The organism is Agrobacterium bohemicum (genome assembly GCF_001562555.1).
Classification (GTDB): Bacteria; Pseudomonadota; Alphaproteobacteria; order Rhizobiales; family Rhizobiaceae; genus Agrobacterium; species Agrobacterium bohemicum.
Window position 1 is genome coordinate 345902 of record NZ_KQ961025.1, and the last position, 17202, is coordinate 363103.

General features: G+C 54.4%; 19 protein-coding genes. 16 read left to right on the top strand and 3 right to left on the bottom strand.

Annotated elements, in window-relative coordinates; genetic code table 11:
- Window positions 1–32 precede the first annotated feature (32 nt).
- From ATO67_RS07235 to dnaQ, 5 genes are read left to right on the top strand one after another with little or no spacing between them, the layout of a single operon-like run.
- Entirely contained in the window at window positions 33–854 is an 822-nt protein-coding gene (locus tag ATO67_RS07235) for a pyruvate, water dikinase regulatory protein (RefSeq protein WP_067646091.1), read from the top strand.
- Window positions 855–887: 33 nt separating this feature from the next.
- On the top strand, window positions 888–1487 hold the full coding sequence (locus ATO67_RS07240) for a Maf-like protein (RefSeq protein WP_067646093.1): 600 nt from the start codon (window positions 888–890) through the stop codon (window positions 1485–1487).
- A complete protein-coding gene (locus ATO67_RS07245) occupies window positions 1480–2337 on the top strand; it encodes a shikimate dehydrogenase (RefSeq protein WP_067646095.1) in 858 nt (285 codons plus the stop codon). Before ATO67_RS07240 ends, ATO67_RS07245 begins: the two co-directional genes overlap by 8 nt.
- A complete protein-coding gene (coaE, locus tag ATO67_RS07250) occupies window positions 2334–2933 on the top strand; it encodes a dephospho-CoA kinase (RefSeq protein ID WP_067646097.1) in 600 nt (199 codons plus the stop codon). Before ATO67_RS07245 ends, coaE begins: the two co-directional genes overlap by 4 nt.
- 2 nt (window positions 2934–2935) lie before the next feature.
- On the top strand, window positions 2936–3634 hold the full coding sequence (gene dnaQ, locus ATO67_RS07255; RefSeq protein ID WP_067646099.1) for a DNA polymerase III subunit epsilon: 699 nt from the start codon (window positions 2936–2938) through the stop codon (window positions 3632–3634).
- Window positions 3635–3774: 140 nt separating this feature from the next.
- Here dnaQ and secB read toward each other — a convergent pair whose 3' ends face one another.
- Both secB and ATO67_RS07265 read right to left on the bottom strand, forming a co-directional pair.
- Window positions 3775–4257, bottom strand: coding sequence for a protein-export chaperone SecB (gene secB, locus ATO67_RS07260; protein ID WP_067646101.1), 483 nt, complete (start codon window positions 4255–4257; stop codon window positions 3775–3777).
- 83 nt (window positions 4258–4340) lie between these two features.
- Window positions 4341–4853, bottom strand: a complete 513-nt coding sequence (locus tag ATO67_RS07265; protein ID WP_067646103.1) for an FxsA family protein — start codon at window positions 4851–4853, stop codon at window positions 4341–4343.
- A 194-nt stretch (window positions 4854–5047) separates the two neighbouring features.
- Here ATO67_RS07265 and ATO67_RS07270 point away from each other — a divergent pair, with 194 nt between their 5' ends.
- The 5 genes from ATO67_RS07270 to ATO67_RS07290 all read left to right on the top strand — a co-directional run bounded on the left by ATO67_RS07270 (window position 5048) and on the right by ATO67_RS07290 (window position 10406).
- Window positions 5048–5743 (top strand): Tim44/TimA family putative adaptor protein, encoded by a 696-nt coding sequence (locus tag ATO67_RS07270; RefSeq protein ID WP_067646105.1) that lies wholly within the window; start codon window positions 5048–5050, stop codon window positions 5741–5743.
- A complete protein-coding gene (gene mltA / locus ATO67_RS07275; RefSeq protein WP_067646107.1) occupies window positions 5740–6858 on the top strand; it encodes a murein transglycosylase A in 1119 nt (372 codons plus the stop codon). The genes ATO67_RS07270 and mltA overlap by 4 nt, the downstream gene beginning before the upstream one ends.
- Window positions 6858–7445 (top strand): Smr/MutS family protein, encoded by a 588-nt coding sequence (locus ATO67_RS07280; protein WP_067646109.1) that lies wholly within the window; start codon window positions 6858–6860, stop codon window positions 7443–7445. Before mltA ends, ATO67_RS07280 begins: the two co-directional genes overlap by 1 nt.
- Complete coding sequence (locus tag ATO67_RS07285) at window positions 7442–7807, top strand: helix-turn-helix domain-containing protein (RefSeq protein WP_067646111.1); 366 nt, start codon at window positions 7442–7444, stop codon at window positions 7805–7807. The genes ATO67_RS07280 and ATO67_RS07285 overlap by 4 nt, the downstream gene beginning before the upstream one ends.
- 160 nt (window positions 7808–7967) lie before the next feature.
- The gene (locus ATO67_RS07290; protein ID WP_067646113.1) at window positions 7968–10406 is read left to right on the top strand and encodes a DNA gyrase subunit B; all 2439 of its coding nucleotides are present in this window, start codon (window positions 7968–7970) and stop codon (window positions 10404–10406) included.
- 115 nt (window positions 10407–10521) lie between these two features.
- Here ATO67_RS07290 and ATO67_RS07295 read toward each other — a convergent pair whose 3' ends face one another.
- Window positions 10522–11124 (bottom strand): nitroreductase family protein, encoded by a 603-nt coding sequence (locus ATO67_RS07295; protein ID WP_067646117.1) that lies wholly within the window; start codon window positions 11122–11124, stop codon window positions 10522–10524.
- Window positions 11125–11316: 192 nt separating this feature from the next.
- Here ATO67_RS07295 and ATO67_RS07300 point away from each other — a divergent pair, with 192 nt between their 5' ends.
- The 6 genes from ATO67_RS07300 to trpA all read left to right on the top strand — a co-directional run bounded on the left by ATO67_RS07300 (window position 11317) and on the right by trpA (window position 17202).
- The gene (locus ATO67_RS07300) at window positions 11317–12159 is read left to right on the top strand and encodes a fumarylacetoacetate hydrolase family protein (protein ID WP_067646119.1); all 843 of its coding nucleotides are present in this window, start codon (window positions 11317–11319) and stop codon (window positions 12157–12159) included.
- A gap of 169 nt (window positions 12160–12328) precedes the next feature.
- Window positions 12329–13564, top strand: a complete 1236-nt coding sequence (locus ATO67_RS07305) for a polyhydroxyalkanoate depolymerase (protein WP_067646121.1) — start codon at window positions 12329–12331, stop codon at window positions 13562–13564.
- A 45-nt stretch (window positions 13565–13609) separates the two neighbouring features.
- The gene (locus tag ATO67_RS07310) at window positions 13610–14377 is read left to right on the top strand and encodes a M48 family metallopeptidase (protein ID WP_067646123.1); all 768 of its coding nucleotides are present in this window, start codon (window positions 13610–13612) and stop codon (window positions 14375–14377) included.
- A gap of 103 nt (window positions 14378–14480) precedes the next feature.
- Complete coding sequence (locus tag ATO67_RS07315) at window positions 14481–15137, top strand: phosphoribosylanthranilate isomerase (protein WP_067646125.1); 657 nt, start codon at window positions 14481–14483, stop codon at window positions 15135–15137.
- A gap of 2 nt (window positions 15138–15139) precedes the next feature.
- The gene (gene trpB, locus ATO67_RS07320; protein WP_067646127.1) at window positions 15140–16360 is read left to right on the top strand and encodes a tryptophan synthase subunit beta; all 1221 of its coding nucleotides are present in this window, start codon (window positions 15140–15142) and stop codon (window positions 16358–16360) included.
- Between the two features lie 2 nt (window positions 16361–16362).
- The gene (trpA, locus tag ATO67_RS07325) at window positions 16363–17202 is read left to right on the top strand and encodes a tryptophan synthase subunit alpha (protein WP_067646129.1); all 840 of its coding nucleotides are present in this window, start codon (window positions 16363–16365) and stop codon (window positions 17200–17202) included.

Below are 17202 nucleotides of genomic sequence, written 5' to 3' on the forward strand. Positions count from 1 at the left end.
TCCACCCTTATCAACAGGGAGACGAAAACAGCGTGGAGAACCAAAAAAGCTTCTTCCATCTTCACCTGATTTCTGACTCCACGGGTGAGACTCTGATGTCGGCAGGCAGGGCGGTGTCAGCGCAGTTTCAAACGGCCATGCCGCTGGAACACGTATATCCAATGATCAGAAACCAGAAACAGCTTCAGCAGGTCCTCGATAGCATCGATAAGGAACCCGGGATCGTGCTCTACACGATTGTTGATGAAAAGCTGGCGGAATTCCTGAACCTACAATGCCACGCTATCGGCGTTCCCTGCGTCAATGTTCTGGAACCTGTCATCGGCATTTTCCAGACGTATCTTGGGACAGCATCCAGACGACGGGTTGGTGCGCAGCATGCCCTAAATGCAGATTATTTTGCGCGTATCGAGGCGCTTGATTTCGCTATGGACCACGATGACGGGCAGATGCCGGAAAGTTACGACGAGGCGGATGTCGTTCTGATCGGCATCAGTCGGACGTCAAAGACGCCGACAAGCATTTATCTCGCCAATCGTGGCATCAAGACTGCGAACATTCCCGTAGTACCGGGCGTTCCGTTGCCACCGAGCCTATATGAGGCAACCAGACCTTTGATCGTCGGCCTGGTCGCGACCTCCGATCGTATTTCCCAGGTCCGTGAACATCGCGAGTTGGGGACGACAGGCGGTTTCGACCGTGGTCAATATATTGACCGGGCGACTATCATGGAGGAACTGAAATATGCTCGCGTTCTTTGCGCTCGCAACAACTGGTCTCTCATTGATGTCACACGGCGCTCGATTGAAGAGACGGCCGCTGCCATTCTTGCCCTTCGTCAACGGACACGTTAATCCATTTTCTAAACCGTTCGGAGACCATGGTTGATGAAACCAGACCTTATTCTCGCTTCCTCCAGTGCTTCCCGCCAGATGCTAATGCGCAATGCTGGCTTGGCCTTCTCTGCGCAGCCTGCCGACATTGATGAGCGCGCTATCGACGCGGAGCTTGAGAAACAGGGTGCGACCCCAGACAGGATTGCAGTTGAGCTCGCCAAAGCAAAGGCTTTGGCCGTCAGCGCTTTGAACCCGGAGGCAATTGTCCTTGGGTGTGACCAGACCATGTCACTTGGTGACAGAATTTATCACAAGTCGAAAGATATGGCTGAAGCGCATGCCAACCTGATGTGTTTATCAGGTAAGACGCACCGTCTTAACTGCGGCGCTGCATTGGCCAGAAACGGTGAGATTATCTGGGACGTCGTCACGATTGCCGACATGACAGTGAGACATCTGGATGCTGCTTTCGTCCACCGTCATCTGGAACGGGTCGGGCCGAACGTGCTTTCGAGCGTGGGCGCGTATCAGTTGGAGGGAGAGGGAATACAGCTTTTTACAGCGATTAATGGAGATTATTTCACCATTCTTGGTTTGCCGCTTCTGCCCCTCTTAACAGAACTTCGCGAGTTGGGTCTGATCGATGGCTGATTCACGTGAAACATTAACCAAAACAGCGTTTGTTACCGGCTACCCGATAAAGCATTCCCGTTCGCCGTTGATTCACAGACATTGGTTGGAAAGATTTGGAATTGTCGGGTCCTATCAAGCGCTGGAAGTTGCCCCCGACGACTTTGGTGCATTCATTGCAGAGCTGAAATCCGGTAATGGTTTTGTCGGTGGAAACGTCACGATTCCTCATAAGGAATCCGCCTATCGATTGGCAGATCGACCAGATGAGATTGCGCAGGAATTGGGAGCGGTCAACACCGTCTGGCTCGAGAATGGTGTGTTACACGCTTCTAATACGGATGGCTTTGGTTTCATATCCAATCTAGATGCGTCTCATCCTGGATGGGACAAGACAAGCCGGGCGGTGGTATTGGGTGCTGGGGGCGCAAGCAGGGCGGTTATTCAGGCGCTAAGAGATCGCGGCATCTCTGAAATCCATGTTGTAAACCGCACTGTTGAGCGCGCGAAAGAATTGCGCGATCGATTTGGCGCGCAGGTTTATGCTCATGCATTGCAGGCACTGGACGAAGTGTCCACGGGTGCGGGTTTTTTCGTCAATACGACATCTCTTGGAATGGAGGGTGGTGAGGTGCCGGATATTGATTTTTCAAGGCTGTGCAGCGGTGCTGTCGTCACTGATATCGTCTATGTTCCGCTGAAGACGCCCATTTTGAAGATGGCAGAGCGTCAGGGATACACCACAGTAGATGGCCTCGGCATGCTTCTTCATCAAGCCAGACCCGGTTTTGAAAAATGGTTTGGTCAAAAACCAACGGTCGATGACACGCTGAGATCTTTGATCATCGCTGATATGGATAAACGTGGATGATCGTCATCGGACTTACCGGATCGATAGGAATGGGGAAATCGACAACAGCGGGGCTATTTGCCCATGAGGGTGTTGCTGTGTTCGATTCGGACGCTGTTGTACACCAGCTTTACGAGGGGGAAGCGGTCTCATTGATTGAGGAGGCTTTTTCCGGCACTACGAATGAAGGCAAAGTCGACCGTGAAAAGCTTGGCGAAGCATTGAGGCGGAATCCGGCTAATTTTATCCGGTTGGAGCAGATCGTGCATCCGCTAGTGCGGGGTAAGCAACAGGAGTTTCTGGAGCAGGAACGTACCCTTGGTACCGAATTTTCGCTGCTCGATATTCCTCTTCTTTTTGAGACCGGTGCTGAAACCCGCGTTGATGTGGTCGTAGTCGTTACCTGTGCGACTGATATTCAGCGACAGCGTGTATTGGCGCGCCCGGGAATGAACGAAGAAAAATTACAAATGGTCCTTGCGCGGCAGGTGCCCGATGAGGAAAAAAGAAAACGTGCCGATTTCATCATCGATACCGGGCGGGGAATAGACGATGCCCGCGCCCAGGTGCTGGCGGTGCTTGTCGTCTTGCGGACTAGACGAGACGGAAAGGTGTGACGATGCGCGAAATCATATTCGATACGGAAACCACGGGGCTGGAATCGAAGGCCGACCGGATCATTGAAATCGGTGGCATCGAACTCTTCAATCATTTCCCGACCGGCAAGACGATCCATCTCTATATCAATCCGGCGGATCGAAAAGTTCACCCGGATGCGCTGGCGGTTCATGGCATCACGGACGAGTTTTTGCAGGACAAGCCGAAATTCGAGGACGTGGTTCAGGAGATTCGCGACTTCTTCGAGGGCGCGCGCTGGGTAGCGCATAATGCGACTTTCGATATGGGCTTTATCAACGCCGAGTTTGCCCGTCTTGGTATAGAGCCCGTTTCGCCGGAATTGGTGACTGATACGCTGTCCATGGCGCGTCGCAAACACCCGATGGGTCCGAACTCGTTGGACGCCCTCTGCCGCAGATATGGCATCGACAATTCGCACCGAACTCGACATGGAGCCTTGCTCGACTCTGAACTTCTTGCCGAAGTCTATATCGAGATGATCGGTGGTCGGCAGACGGCTCTCGGGTTTGGAGCTGCGGCAAAAACACAAAACGTGGATGTCGTTGATGACGTTCCCTTTGAACCTCTGCATCGTAGCAAACCACTCCCGATCAGGCTGGATCCGGAAACGGCTGCGGCGCATGGAAAGCTTGTTATGACGATGGGCGACAAGGCGATCTGGAATAAATACCAGCACTGAACATCCTCTACGGATAGTCGGTGAGCCATGATCACTCTGTTCTAAGCCTGAGCAGGTCGTTAAGATGCCATCGCCGCTCAAAAATAACCCGGGCTTTTGACCCGGGTTCTCTGTCTCAATCATCTGTCAGCTATCAGCTATCAGTTTGGAACGGCCTGGACCTGTGCACGGGCCTGTTCTTCAGCAACACGCTGGGCAAACATCTGAGAGAAATCGATAGGATCGATCATCAGTGGCGGGAAACCGCCATTGCGTGTGACGTCTGCAATGATCTGGCGTGCGAAGGGGAACAGCAGGCGAGGGCACTCGATGAAAAGCACAGGCAGCATATGTTCCTGCGGAAAACCGGTAATACGAAAAACGCCGCCATAGACCAGTTCAGCTACGAACAAAATCTTGTCGCCATCCTTGGCTTCAGCGTTCAGCGTCAGGACGACGTCGAAGTCGGAACCCGAAATCGGGTTTGCATTGACGTTGACGTTGATGTTGATCGCAGGCGCGCCATCTCTGGCCTGAAGCGAACGGGGAGCACCAGGATTTTCAAAGGACAAATCCTTGGTGTATTGGGTCAGAATATTGAGGGAAGGGTTTGCACCGTCCTGCGCACCGTTTTCAGTGGTCATACTATGTCCTCGCGGATTGAATTCTTGGAAAGCCGTCTATCATTTAGACAATAGGCTTACAACCCTTTGATATACGGGTCGCGTCAAGGTTTGGGCAAGTTGCGATCATCCCTGTTTTGCGACCAGGGAGAGTTGTTCGGCCCATCGCGATGGAAATCCTCGTCATCCAGATCCACCACCTTGGCAGAGCCGGAATTCTGCTGATCTCTGCGAAACCCTTGCGTTTTGAAGGACCCCGCAACGACGATGCGAGGACCGATCGCCTTCCAGATCAACGTCCTGAAGGCTGGCACTAGCAGAAGCAGTCCAATGATATCGGTAATGAAGCCAGGCACGAACAAAAGAATACCGGCGATAACGCGCATGCCGCCGTTGATCATCGCCTGAGCGGGTTCATCGCCGGTGCGACTGGCATTTTGCAGATTGCGCACCATGCCGAGACCGCCAGCTCTGAGAATGACGAGACCAAGGAACGAGGTAAATAGAATAAGCGCCAGCGTCAGCCACAACCCCAGTGCCTTGCCAACGACGATAAAACCGGCAATTTCGAGGATCGGCATCAGAAGTACGACGATGGGTAAGAACGAGAAACGCATATCGTTAGCCTTGCGTGTTACTGGAACACCGAGCCGAAAGCTTTCTTCCGGAAAATTCGATGCTGGATCGGGACGAGATCATCACTGTGCCGAACCTTTGATAGAGCCGATTGAATCTGCAGGTTTGAATGATGAGCAGATGCAGACTATATGATGTGTAGAAAATTAGATTTAAATGGCGGTTTCGGTAAAAGATGGGCTCAAGCGACTTTATAACATTGTTTTTCCTTGTGGCTGCAGTGCTGATCTTTCTTCAGCTTCGCAGCGTTCTTGGCCGTCGTACCGGTAGTGAAAAGCCTCCGATCGACCCTTATAGCCCACGCGATGCTGCCAAATCTCCCATTGAGGATAACAAGGTCGTGACCTTGCCTCGTCGTGGCGATGGTGAAGAGGAAAACCCTTTTGCAGAAATCGACGCGATTGCACCGGTAGGTTCTGCGCTCAATGATTCGTTGCGTGAATTGACGAAGACCGATCCGTCTTTCCGCCCCAAGGAGTTCCTGAACGGCGCGCGCATGGCATACGAGATGATCGTGATGGCTTTCGCCGATGGAGACCGCAAGTCTCTCAAAAATCTTCTGTCCAAGGAGGTCTATGAAGGATTCGATGCGGCAATCTCTGAACGGGAAAGCCGCGGCGAAATTGTCAAATCGACATTCGTCGGTACAGAAAAGATCGATATCACCCACGCCAGCATCCGTGATTCCGAAGAGCAGATTACCCTGCGGATCATCAGCCAACTGATTTCGGCAACCTATGACAAGGATGGCAAGGTCATCGATGGCGATGCGGAAAGTGTTTCCGAGGTTGATGACATCTGGACCTTCTCGCGTGATATTCGCTCGCGTGACCCGAACTGGAAGCTGATCGCGACCGAATCTGAACAATGACGACGACTGGGCAGGATTTCGACATCAAACATGTGTCGTTCGATGAACTGCCCGGTTGGCAGGCGGATGACCCGTCACCGCTCTTCCCGGCGCTTCGATCCGTCCTCACACATTTGCGGGGTGGCAAGCCCTATCGCACAGGCGCGATTGGCCTGACAGCGGACGATCTTGTGCCGCTTCTTGAAAAAGCCGACAAGGTTGAACTGGCGGGTGCAGAGATTGCCCGCCAGTTTTTTGAAGAACAGTGTCTGCCATTCAAAGTATCGCTCACGTCCGGTAAAAAAGGCTTCGTAACCGCCTTTTATGAACCGGGATTGGAAGTGTCCGCGACACCGGATACGGTCTGGAAATATCCAATCTATCGCCGTCCCGCAGATCTGATCGATCTGGATGAGAGCAACAGGCCTGCTGCCATCGATGCCCATTATGCCTTTGGTTTAAACCGTGAGGGAGCGATCAGCACTTACCCTGATAGAGGCGAGATTGATCGGGGCTATCTGCAAGGCCGAGGTCTGGAAATCGCCTGGGCGAAGTCAAAGGTCGATCTTTTCTTTGTTCATGTACAGGGTGCTGCGAGGCTTCGTTTTGCCGATGGAACCATCAAACGCATTACCTATGCTGCAAAAGCCGGCCACCAGTTTTCTGCGATAGGACGCTTGTTGCTGGACCGCGGCGAACTCGACGCTGCCACTATCTCGATGCAGACAATTCGCGCATGGCTCAACGATCACCCTGAGCAGGTGGACGAGGTGCTTTGGCACAATCGCTCCTACATCTTTTTCCGCGAGGCAGATGTGGAAGGCTTAGAGCTCGGCCCTATCGCTGCCGCAAAGGTGCCTCTGGTCGCCGGTCGGTCCCTGGCGGTCGATCGCCTGATCCATACATTCGGATTTCCGTTTTATATCAATGCACCGAGCCTGACGCATCTCGATACAGGCCAACCGTTCGGCAGGCTGATGCTGGCGCTGGACACCGGCTCGGCGATCGTAGGACCGGCGCGAGGCGATATTTTTACAGGCTCTGGATATGAGGCTGGAGAACTGGCTGGCACGGTGCGCAACGAAGCAGATTTTTATATATTGATACCGCGTGGAGCAGCGGAAAGGTATCGGTGATGAAGGGCGGCCGCAAGCTTGGCAAGGACGAGCGCATTTTATGGGGCAAGGTAGCAAAGACGACGCGGTTGATTTCCGGGCGCGTCGAAGACCTGCTTGCCTTTGAAGCGCTGGAAGCCGAAGTCGAGATTGTCGTGCCGAAGCAGCCTGAAACGAAATCCGGCAAACCCATTCCACCATTCCCGCAAATGATCATCGAAACGGTACCCCAGGCGACCCTCGCCGAGACGGACAGGAAGCGAATTCACACACCGCTGGAGAAGCCGGTCAAGCGCAAATTGACCCGCGGGCGTCTGCCGCTGGAGGCGCGGATCGATCTCCATGGCATGTTCCAAAGCGAAGCTCACGCCGTGCTGCTCGATTTTCTGATCCGTGCGCATGAGCGCGGGCTGCGCCACGTTCTCGTCATTACCGGCAAGGGTCGGTCCATGGGCAGTGATGGCGCGTTGAAGCGAGCGGTGCCCATGTGGTTTTCCAAGCCGGAATACCGCTACCTCATTTCGTCCTATGAGGACGCATCGATGAACCATGGCGGCGACGGCGCGCTTTATGTGCGTCTTGCCAGACGGCGAGGCGATACGTCATGACTCCTTTTGCCGATGCCGTGCGCGTGCTGCGGGAAAAAAAGGGTGTGACGCAAAAACAGATGGCGCTGGCGATTGGTGTTTCGCCTGCCTATCTCTCGGCGCTGGAACACGGCAAGCGAGGCAAACCGAGTTTCGATTTGCTCCAGCGTATTGCCGGATATTTCAACATTATCTGGGATGAGGCTGAAGAATTGTTCTCGTTGGCGGGTGCGTCAGACCCACGTGTTGTGATCGATACCGCCGGTTTGCCGAAGGAATATACCGCTCTGGCCAATGGATTGGCGCGGAATATTCGCAAGCTGTCGCCAACTGTGATAGATGAATTGGCAGAGGTGCTGCAAAAAAGCCGTTCTTGCGATTGAAACCCGCGCTATCCCCTGTTTTGTGCCGGGTTTTGGCGGTTGTGGACTTTGGATATCGAGGCGGAATTTCTATAGTCACACGTCAGATTTAAAGTGATTCGCTGTAGCACTATCCTGGTTTGAGATGGCGCTGCGACAGATACATTTGGAAAGAGTGCTTATGACTGAAACGACGTCGAGCGAAAAAAACGCCGCCAGTGCAGCCTATGGAGCCGACTCGATCAAGGTCCTGAAAGGCCTTGATGCGGTGCGCAAACGTCCCGGCATGTATATCGGTGATACCGACGACGGTTCCGGTCTGCACCACATGGTCTACGAAGTCGTAGATAACGCCATCGATGAAGCGCTGGCCGGTCACGCCGATCTTGTAACAGTCACGCTGAACGCCGATGGTTCGGTTTCCGTCACCGATAACGGTCGCGGCATTCCAACCGATATCCATACCGGGGAAGGCGTCTCGGCCGCCGAAGTCATCATGACGCAGCTGCATGCGGGCGGAAAGTTCGACCAGAATTCCTATAAGGTTTCGGGCGGCCTGCATGGCGTGGGTGTTTCCGTTGTCAACGCGCTGTCGGTCTGGCTGAAGCTGCGTATTCGCCGCAACGGAAAAATCCACGAGATTTCCTTCACGCACGGCGTGGCCGATGGCCCGCTGAAGATCGTTGGCGAATATGAGGGCCGCTCTGGCACGGAAGTCACCTTCCTTGCCAGCACCGACACCTTCACCATGACCGAGTATACCTACGCGACGCTGGAACACCGGTTGCGCGAGTTGGCCTTCCTGAATTCGGGCGTGCGCATTCTTTTGACCGACAAGCGTCACTCCGACATCAAGCAGGAAGAGATGTTATATGATGGCGGTCTTGCAGCCTTCGTGCGTTATCTCGATCGGGCCAAAAAGCCGCTGGTGGACAAGCCGGTTTACATCATCGGCGAAAAAGACGGCATCACCGTTGAAGTCGCGATGTGGTGGAACGACACCTATCATGAAAACATGCTGTGCTTCACCAACAACATTCCCCAGCGAGATGGCGGAACGCATATGGCTGGTTTCCGTGGCGCGCTGACGCGCCAGGTTACCTCCTATGCAGATAGTTCTGGTATCACCAAGCGTGAAAAAGTGTCACTGCAGGGTGAAGATTGCCGTGAAGGTCTGACCGCCGTTCTCTCGGTCAAGGTCCCCGATCCGAAGTTCTCGTCGCAGACAAAAGACAAGCTGGTGTCTTCAGAAGTGCGTCCGGTCGTTGAAAACCTCGTCAATGAGGCGCTCAGCACCTGGTTTGAAGAACACCCGACCGAAGCCAAGATCCTTGTCGGCAAGGTCGTTGAAGCCGCAATTGCGCGTGAAGCCGCTCGCAAGGCCCGTGAACTGACCCGTCGCAAGGGCGCGCTCGACATCTCATCCTTACCCGGCAAGCTTGCCGATTGCTCGGAGCGCGATCCGGCCAAATCCGAAGTCTTCCTCGTCGAGGGTGATTCGGCTGGTGGGTCTGCAAAGCAGGGTCGCTCGCGTGAAACACAGGCTATTTTGCCGCTGCGCGGTAAAATCCTGAACGTGGAACGCGCTCGGTTCGACAAGATGCTGTCGAGCCAGGAAATTGGTACGCTGATTACGGCTTTGGGCACATCCATCGGTAAGGATGAGTTCAATGCGGACAAGCTGCGTTACCACAAGATCATCATCATGACCGATGCTGACGTGGATGGCGCCCATATTCGCACGCTGCTGCTGACGTTCTTCTTCCGCCAGATGCCGGAACTGATCGAGCGTGGTCATATCTATATCGCCCAGCCACCACTCTATAAGGTCACGCGCGGCAAGTCCGTCCAGTACCTGAAAGACGAGAAGGCGCTCGAAGAATATCTGATTACAATGGGTATTGACGAAGCGTCGCTCACGGTCGGCTCCGGCGAAGTCCGTGTCGGCGATGATTTGCGCGAGGTTATTCTCGACGCGGTGCGCATGCGCACGCTGATTGACAATTTGCACTCACGCTACAGCCGCTCTATTGTCGAGCAGGCCGCCATCGCCGGTGCGCTCAACCCGGAACTGTCCGCAGATGCCAGCAAGGCTGAAGCCACGGTTGCTGAAGTTGCGCGTCGTTTGGATATGATTGCCGAAGAGACAGAACGGGGCTGGACAGGCGAAGTTTTGAACGATGGTGGCTTGCGCTTCTGGCGCATGGTGCGCGGCGTGAAGGAAGTTTCTACGCTGGATATGGGCCTGATGGGATCGGCAGATGCTCGACACATCGATCAGCTGGCCACTCGCATGGGTGACGTCTACAAGACACCGCCGGTGCTGAAGCGCAAGGACGGAGCGCTGACGATTTCCGGACCACGCTCGCTTCTCGACGCGATCTTCGCGTCCGGTCGCAAGGGCCTTTCGATGCAGCGGTACAAGGGGCTGGGCGAAATGAATGCCGAGCAGCTATGGGAAACCACGCTCGATGCCAATGTGCGTTCGCTGCTTCAGGTGAGAGTCCCGGATGCGACGGATGCAGATAGTCTCTTCGCCCGCCTTATGGGTGATGAAGTCGAGCCTCGGCGCGACTTCATTCAGGAAAATGCCCTGAACGTAGCCAATCTCGACATCTAATTTTAAACGGTGGATTGTTGCAAAAAAACGATTCACGTGAAACGTCTTGTTAAAGAAAGGCCCTGTGGAACACTCCATCGGGCCTTCTCGCATGATGGCGAGCCGCCGTCGCTCTTCAATCGGCTTTGCCGGTGAAACTTCCTTCGAATGCTACGTCAGAGAGTGGCAGTCTTTCACTGGGATTTTCTCGTGCAGCCAAATCGTCGGGCAGGGTGCTTTTGTCAGCGATGGTGCCAATGGCAACTGCTGCTTCCACGACATAGCCTTCAGGCACGTTCAGCGTTTCAACGATCTTGTCATTGAAAATACCGGCCATGGCATGGGCGTGGTAACCGAGATAATGCGCCTGCAAGGCGAGAGCGAACCACGCCGCACCAGCATCGAAGGAATGGGTCGTCGCGGGTTTTTTCTCACCGTCGCGTGAAACATTATAATTCCGTGAAATGACGAAAAGCAGGACGGATGCGTCCTTCGCCCAACGCTGGTTTCCCTCCATCAAAAGACTGATGAATGTGTCCCAATGCGGGCTGCCCTTATGGGTATAAACGAAACGCCACGGCTGCTGATTGGATGCCGACGGCGCCCAATGTGCTGCATCGAGAATTGTCAGCAAATGTTCTTTGGGCATCGCTGCATCAACGAAAGCGCGTGGCGACCATCGGTCCAGAAAGATGGGATCCACCGGGTATTCTGACTGACGTGAATTGCTGTAGGTCATATCATCTCCTCGACAATTTTCGGCGTCACAATAACACCTCGTGAAGCCATGGAATGGTGTAGCCTTCATTGGAGGACGCGCAAAGCAGAATGCGCGAGATCAACGAGGGTCCGCATTTTTGATGGTCTAAGCGTGACAAGGATAAATAGTTCGTTCATATATGCATGATCATAGCTATAGGGAGAGAGTTCCATGAAACTGATGCGCGTTGGCCAACCTGGCCAGGAAAAGCCAGCCATCCTTGATGCAGATGGTAAAATCCGAGATCTGTCGGCGCATGTGAGGGACATTGGCGGTGAGGCAATCTCTCCGGACGGTTTGAAAACCATTGAAAACCTCGATCTTTCTTCACTTCCTGTATTGTCCGAAGACCGTATCGGCGCCTGCGTTTCCGGCACTGGCAAGTTTATCTGCATCGGGCTCAACTTCTCCGACCATGCCGCCGAAACCGGTGCCAAGGTGCCGCCAGAACCGGTGATCTTTATGAAGGCCACCTCCGCCATCGTCGGTCCTGACGACAATGTCGTCATTCCCCGCGGTTCGGAAAAGACAGACTGGGAAGTCGAACTGGGAGTCGTGATAGGCAAAACGGCAAAATATGTGTCTGAGGCTGACGCGCTTGATTATGTTGCCGGCTATTGCGTGTCCCATGATGTGTCGGAACGTGCTTTTCAAACTGAGCGTCAAGGGCAGTGGACCAAAGGTAAATCCTGTGACACCTTCGGCCCTATTGGACCTTGGCTCGTTACCAAGGACGAAGTTGCCGACCCGCAAAACCTCGGCATGTGGCTGAAGGTCAATGGCGAGACGATGCAGAATGGCTCCAGCAAGACCATGGTCTATGGCGTTGCCCACGTCGTGTCCTACCTCAGCCAGTTCATGTCCCTGCATCCCGGCGACATCATTTCCACCGGCACCCCGCCAGGCGTCGGCCTTGGGATGAAGCCTCCGCGCTTTCTCAAAGCCGGTGATGTGGTCGAACTCGGAATTGACGGGCTTGGAACGCAGAAGCAGACATTCATCGCTGATATCTAATTGAAGATCGTGGAAATAGTGCATGGGCAGGCTTCGGCTTGCCCTTTCGCATTGAGCCACGAAGGATAGGAGGACTTCGCATTAGTCTCAAAATCGGTTGATTTTGTGCAAGTGCGAAAAGATGCTACTCTCCTTAAAAGACTGAGATGACGATGGGAGGCGTTTATCTATGTTCTATCAATTTTATGAAATGAACCATGCCGCGATGGCGCCGCTGCGCGCCAGTGCCGACCTCATGCGTCGAGCCTATAGCAATCCGCTCAATCCCATGTCGAATACGGCTTTTGGTCGCAGTCTGGATGCAGGCTTCGAAGTTTTCGAGCGGTTGACCCGACGTTACGGTAAACCGGAATTCGGACTTTTCTCCACGCTGGTCGATGACGAGCCTGTGGCCGTTAACGAGGAGATCGTCTGGTCGAAGCCGTTTTGTAATCTGGTACGTTTCAACCGTAATGTTGCTGTTGATCGCAAGGCCGACCCAAAAATTTTGCTCGTCGCCCCGATGTCTGGACACTATGCCACGCTTCTTCGGGGAACAGTTGAAGCATTGCTATCCTCTGCCGAGATCTACATCACCGACTGGATGGATGCGCGAACAGTGCCGCTAACCGACGGCGGGCTCGATCTGGATGACTACATTTCCTATGTCATCGAGATGCTGCATCACATCGGTGAAGGCGTGCATGTCGTGGCCGTTTGCCAGCCATCGGTGCCGGTACTGGCGGCCGTTGCCATCATGGAGGCCGATGGGGATACCTTCTCACCGGCTTCGATGACACTGATGGGTGGGCCTATCGATACCCGCATCAATCCAACCGCAGTCAATGAAATGGCCAAAGGCAAGCCCATCGAGTGGTTTCGCGACAATGTGGTGATGCAGGTGCCGTGGCCGCAGCCAGGCTTCGGCCGCGCCGTCTATCCCGGCTTTCTGCAGCTGTCTGGCTTTATGTCCATGAACCTCGATCGGCACATGACGGCGCACAAGGATTTCTACCTCAACCTCGTCAAGAATGACGGAGAGCCGGCAGAGAAACACCGCGATTTCTATGATGAATATCTGGCAGTGATGGATTTGACCGCGGAATTCTATCTCCAGACTGTTGAAACCGTTTTCATCGAACATGCTCTCCCCAAGGGTACAATGCTGCACAGGGGCAGGACGGTGGAACCATCTGCTATCCGAAACGTCGCGCTATTCACCGTGGAAGGCGAGAACGACGACATTTCCGGCGCCGGCCAGACGAAGGCTGCTCATGACATTTGCTTGAACATTCCCAATGAGAAGCGGGAACACTACGTGCAGCCGGATGTCGGCCACTATGGCGTTTTCAACGGCTCACGCTTCCGCAGCGATATCGCACCCCGTATGCTGGATTTCATGCGTAAACATCAAAAGGCCGTGTGAGGTGAAGCTGATAGCTTTTCGCATCGCGAATCGCTATGAAAGGACATGTTTTCGCTTCTCCGAAAGACCTTGAAATCGTCTGCGCTGTCCCGGTCTGCGCCATCGCAGCGCATGGTGGATGTTGACGGTCGTAGCTTGCCGATTACCATCAGGGAAAATCAACGTGCAACCCGCATCACCTTGCGGATCGAGCCCGGCGGCAAGGCGTTGAAAATGACCATTCCCTACGGTCTTCACCACCGAGACGTGGACGATTTTCTTGATCGCCATAATGGTTGGCTCAAAAGCAGACTGTCGAAATTTTCCGATGATGCTGGGCTGGTGGATGGCGGCAGCATCTTCATTCGTGGCGTTCTGCATCGCATTGAACATACCGGCACATTGCGTGGTGTCACTCATCTGGCCACTGGCGAGGCTGGAGAAGCGGTGCTGCGTGTCAGCGGGCTGCCAGAAAATCTAAGAAAGCGGATTGCAACGTTTTTGAAGAGGGAAGCGCGCGCCGATCTGGAACGTCTCGTTGCCGTTCATGCCAACAGCATCGGTAAGCCGATCCGTTCGATTTCCATAAAGGATACCCGTAGCCGTTGGGGGTCCTGCTCGCATGAAGGCAATCTCAGCTTTTCCTGGCGCATCGTCATGGCGCCGGAAAGCGTGATCGATTATCTGGCCGCCCATGAAGTAGCGCATCTTCGCGAGATGAACCATGGACCAAAATTCTGGGCTTTGTGCGAGACGCTGTGCCCGGATATGGAAACGTCGAAAACATGGTTGAAACGGAATGGATCGCAACTTCACGCAATCGATTTCGACTAAAACCATTCTAAACATTTTGGATTCACGTGAAACATTTGCTCTGTTTTAACGACTGTTTCGATTTGGCTCGACTCGACGGTCATTTCGTGGCACCTCCCAAGCTATGAGACCGGATATCAAGATTTGCGGATTGACGTCGGCGGATGCAATCGAACGGGCCGTTCGGCGCGGTGCGAGCCATATCGGCTTCATCTTTTTCGAGAAAAGCCCGCGCAACATCGAACCCGACATTGCCGGTAAACTTGCAGATGCCGTGCGCGGCAGCGTCAAGATCGTCGCCGTCACCGTCGATGCCGGCAATGATGAGCTGGACGAGATCATCGATCTGTTGAAACCCGATGTGCTTCAGCTTCATGGCAGCGAAAGCCCCGAGCGGGTGCTGAACGTTAAAGCCGTCTATGGATTGCCTGTCATTAAAGCGTTTTCCATTCGCGATGACGATGATCTTGCCAGAATTGATCCCTATATTGGGATTGCCGATAAATTTCTGTTCGATGCCAAGCCGCCAAAGGGTTCCGATCTGCCCGGCGGCAATGGCGTCTCTTTCGACTGGACGTTGTTGCGGTCTCTTGACGAAAGTGTGGATTACATGCTTTCGGGAGGCCTGAACAAGGACAACATCGCTGCAGCCTTGGCGGAAACCGGGGCGAGGGGAATAGATGCATCTTCCGGTGTCGAGAGATCACCGGGTATCAAGGATCTGGCCATGATCGACGCATTTTTCGATGCGGTCCGCTCAGCAGGATCAAAGGGAGTTTGAGAGTGAACGAAACGCTGAAACCCAACTCGTTCCGCGCCGGTCCCGACGAGGACGGCCGTTTTGGTATTTACGGAGGCCGCTTCGTTGCCGAAACCCTGATGCCATTGATTCTTGAGTTGCAGGAGCAGTGGAACAAGGCAAAGACTGACCCCGAGTTTCAGGCCGAGCTTGCCCATCTCAACACCCACTACACCGGTCGTCCAAGCCCGCTTTATTTTGCCGAGCGGCTGACACAGGAGCTTGGTGGCGCGAAGATTTACTTCAAGCGCGATGAGCTGAACCACACCGGGTCGCACAAGATCAACAACTGCCTTGGCCAAATCCTGCTTGCCAAGCGCATGGGCAAGACCCGCATCATCGCGGAAACCGGTGCTGGCCAACACGGCGTTGCATCTGCAACGGTCGCGGCCCGTTTCGGAATTCCCTGCGTCGTCTATATGGGCGCAACCGATGTGGAGCGTCAGGCCCCTAACGTATTCCGAATGAAGCTTCTGGGTGCCGAAGTAAAGCCGGTGACGGCTGGCCACGGCACGTTGAAGGACGCCATGAATGAAGCGTTGCGTGACTGGGTCACCAATGTCGATGACACCTATTACATGATTGGTACTGCGGCTGGTCCGCACCCATACCCTGAAATGGTCCGCGACTTCCAGTCAATCATCGGGCACGAGGTGCGTGAGCAGATGATGGCAGCGGAAGGTCGCCTTCCGGATATGCTGATAGCAGCCGTCGGCGGCGGCTCGAATGCCATCGGTCTGTTCCACCCGTTCCTTGATGATGCCAGCGTCAAAATCGTTGGCGTCGAAGCCGGCGGTAAAGGTCTTGAGGGTGAGGAGCATTGCGCGTCGTTGACGGCGGGATCGCCCGGCGTACTTCACGGCAACCGCACTTATCTGTTGCAGGACAGCGATGGCCAGATCAAGGAAGGTCACTCGATTTCTGCTGGTCTCGATTATCCCGGCATCGGACCAGAACATTCCTGGCTGAAAGATGCGGGCCGTGTTGAATACGTGCCCATTAAGGACAATGAGGCGCTGGATGCCTTCCAGTTGCTGACGCGAACCGAGGGCATTATTCCGGCGCTGGAACCAGCCCATGCGCTGGCGGAAGTCATCAAGCGTGCGCCGAAAATGGATAAAGACCAGATCATCGTCATGAACCTGTGCGGCCGTGGCGATAAGGACATCTTTACCGTGGCGAAACTTCTGGAAATGGGTGCGTAATCATGACTGCACGTATGGACAAGCGCTTTGCCGATCTGCGCGCTGAAAATCGCCCCGCACTGATCACCTATTTCATGGGTGGCGACCCGGATTTCGAAACGTCGCTCGGTATTATGAAATCCCTCCCGGAAGCCGGTGCCGATGTCATCGAACTCGGCATGCCGTTTTCCGATCCGATGGCGGATGGCCCGGCCATTCAGCTCGCTGCACAGCGTGCGCTGAAAGGCGGGCAGACGCTGAAAACGACGCTCGATCTGGCGCGGGAATTTCGCAAGCAGGATAATGCGACACCGATCGTTCTGATGGGCTATTACAATCCGATCTATATCTATGGTGTCGAAACGTTTCTGGACGACGCGTTGGCGGCTGGCATAGACGGCCTGATCGTGGTCGACCTGCCGCCGGAAATGGACGACGAGCTGTGCGTGCCGGCTCTGAGCCGCGACATTAATTTCATTCGCCTTGCGACGCCAACGACCGATGAGAAGCGATTGCCTGTTGTTCTCAAAAACACCTCGGGCTTTGTCTACTATGTATCGACAAACGGGATTACCGGTTCTGCACTACCGGAACCGGCCCTGATTTCTGGCGCAGTCGGGCGGATCAAGTCGCACACGAATCTTCCGGTCTGCGTCGGCTTCGGGGTCAAAACGGCCGATCATGCCCGCGCGATCGGTGCAGTTGCCGACGGCGTCGTGGTCGGCTCTGTCATCGTCAACCAGATTGCCGCCAGCCTGACCAAGGATGGCAAAGCCACGAATGACACTGTTCCCTTCGTCACAACACTGGTAAAGGGACTTTCAACGGGTGTGCGCGCATCGCGCCTTGCCGCTGCCGAATAA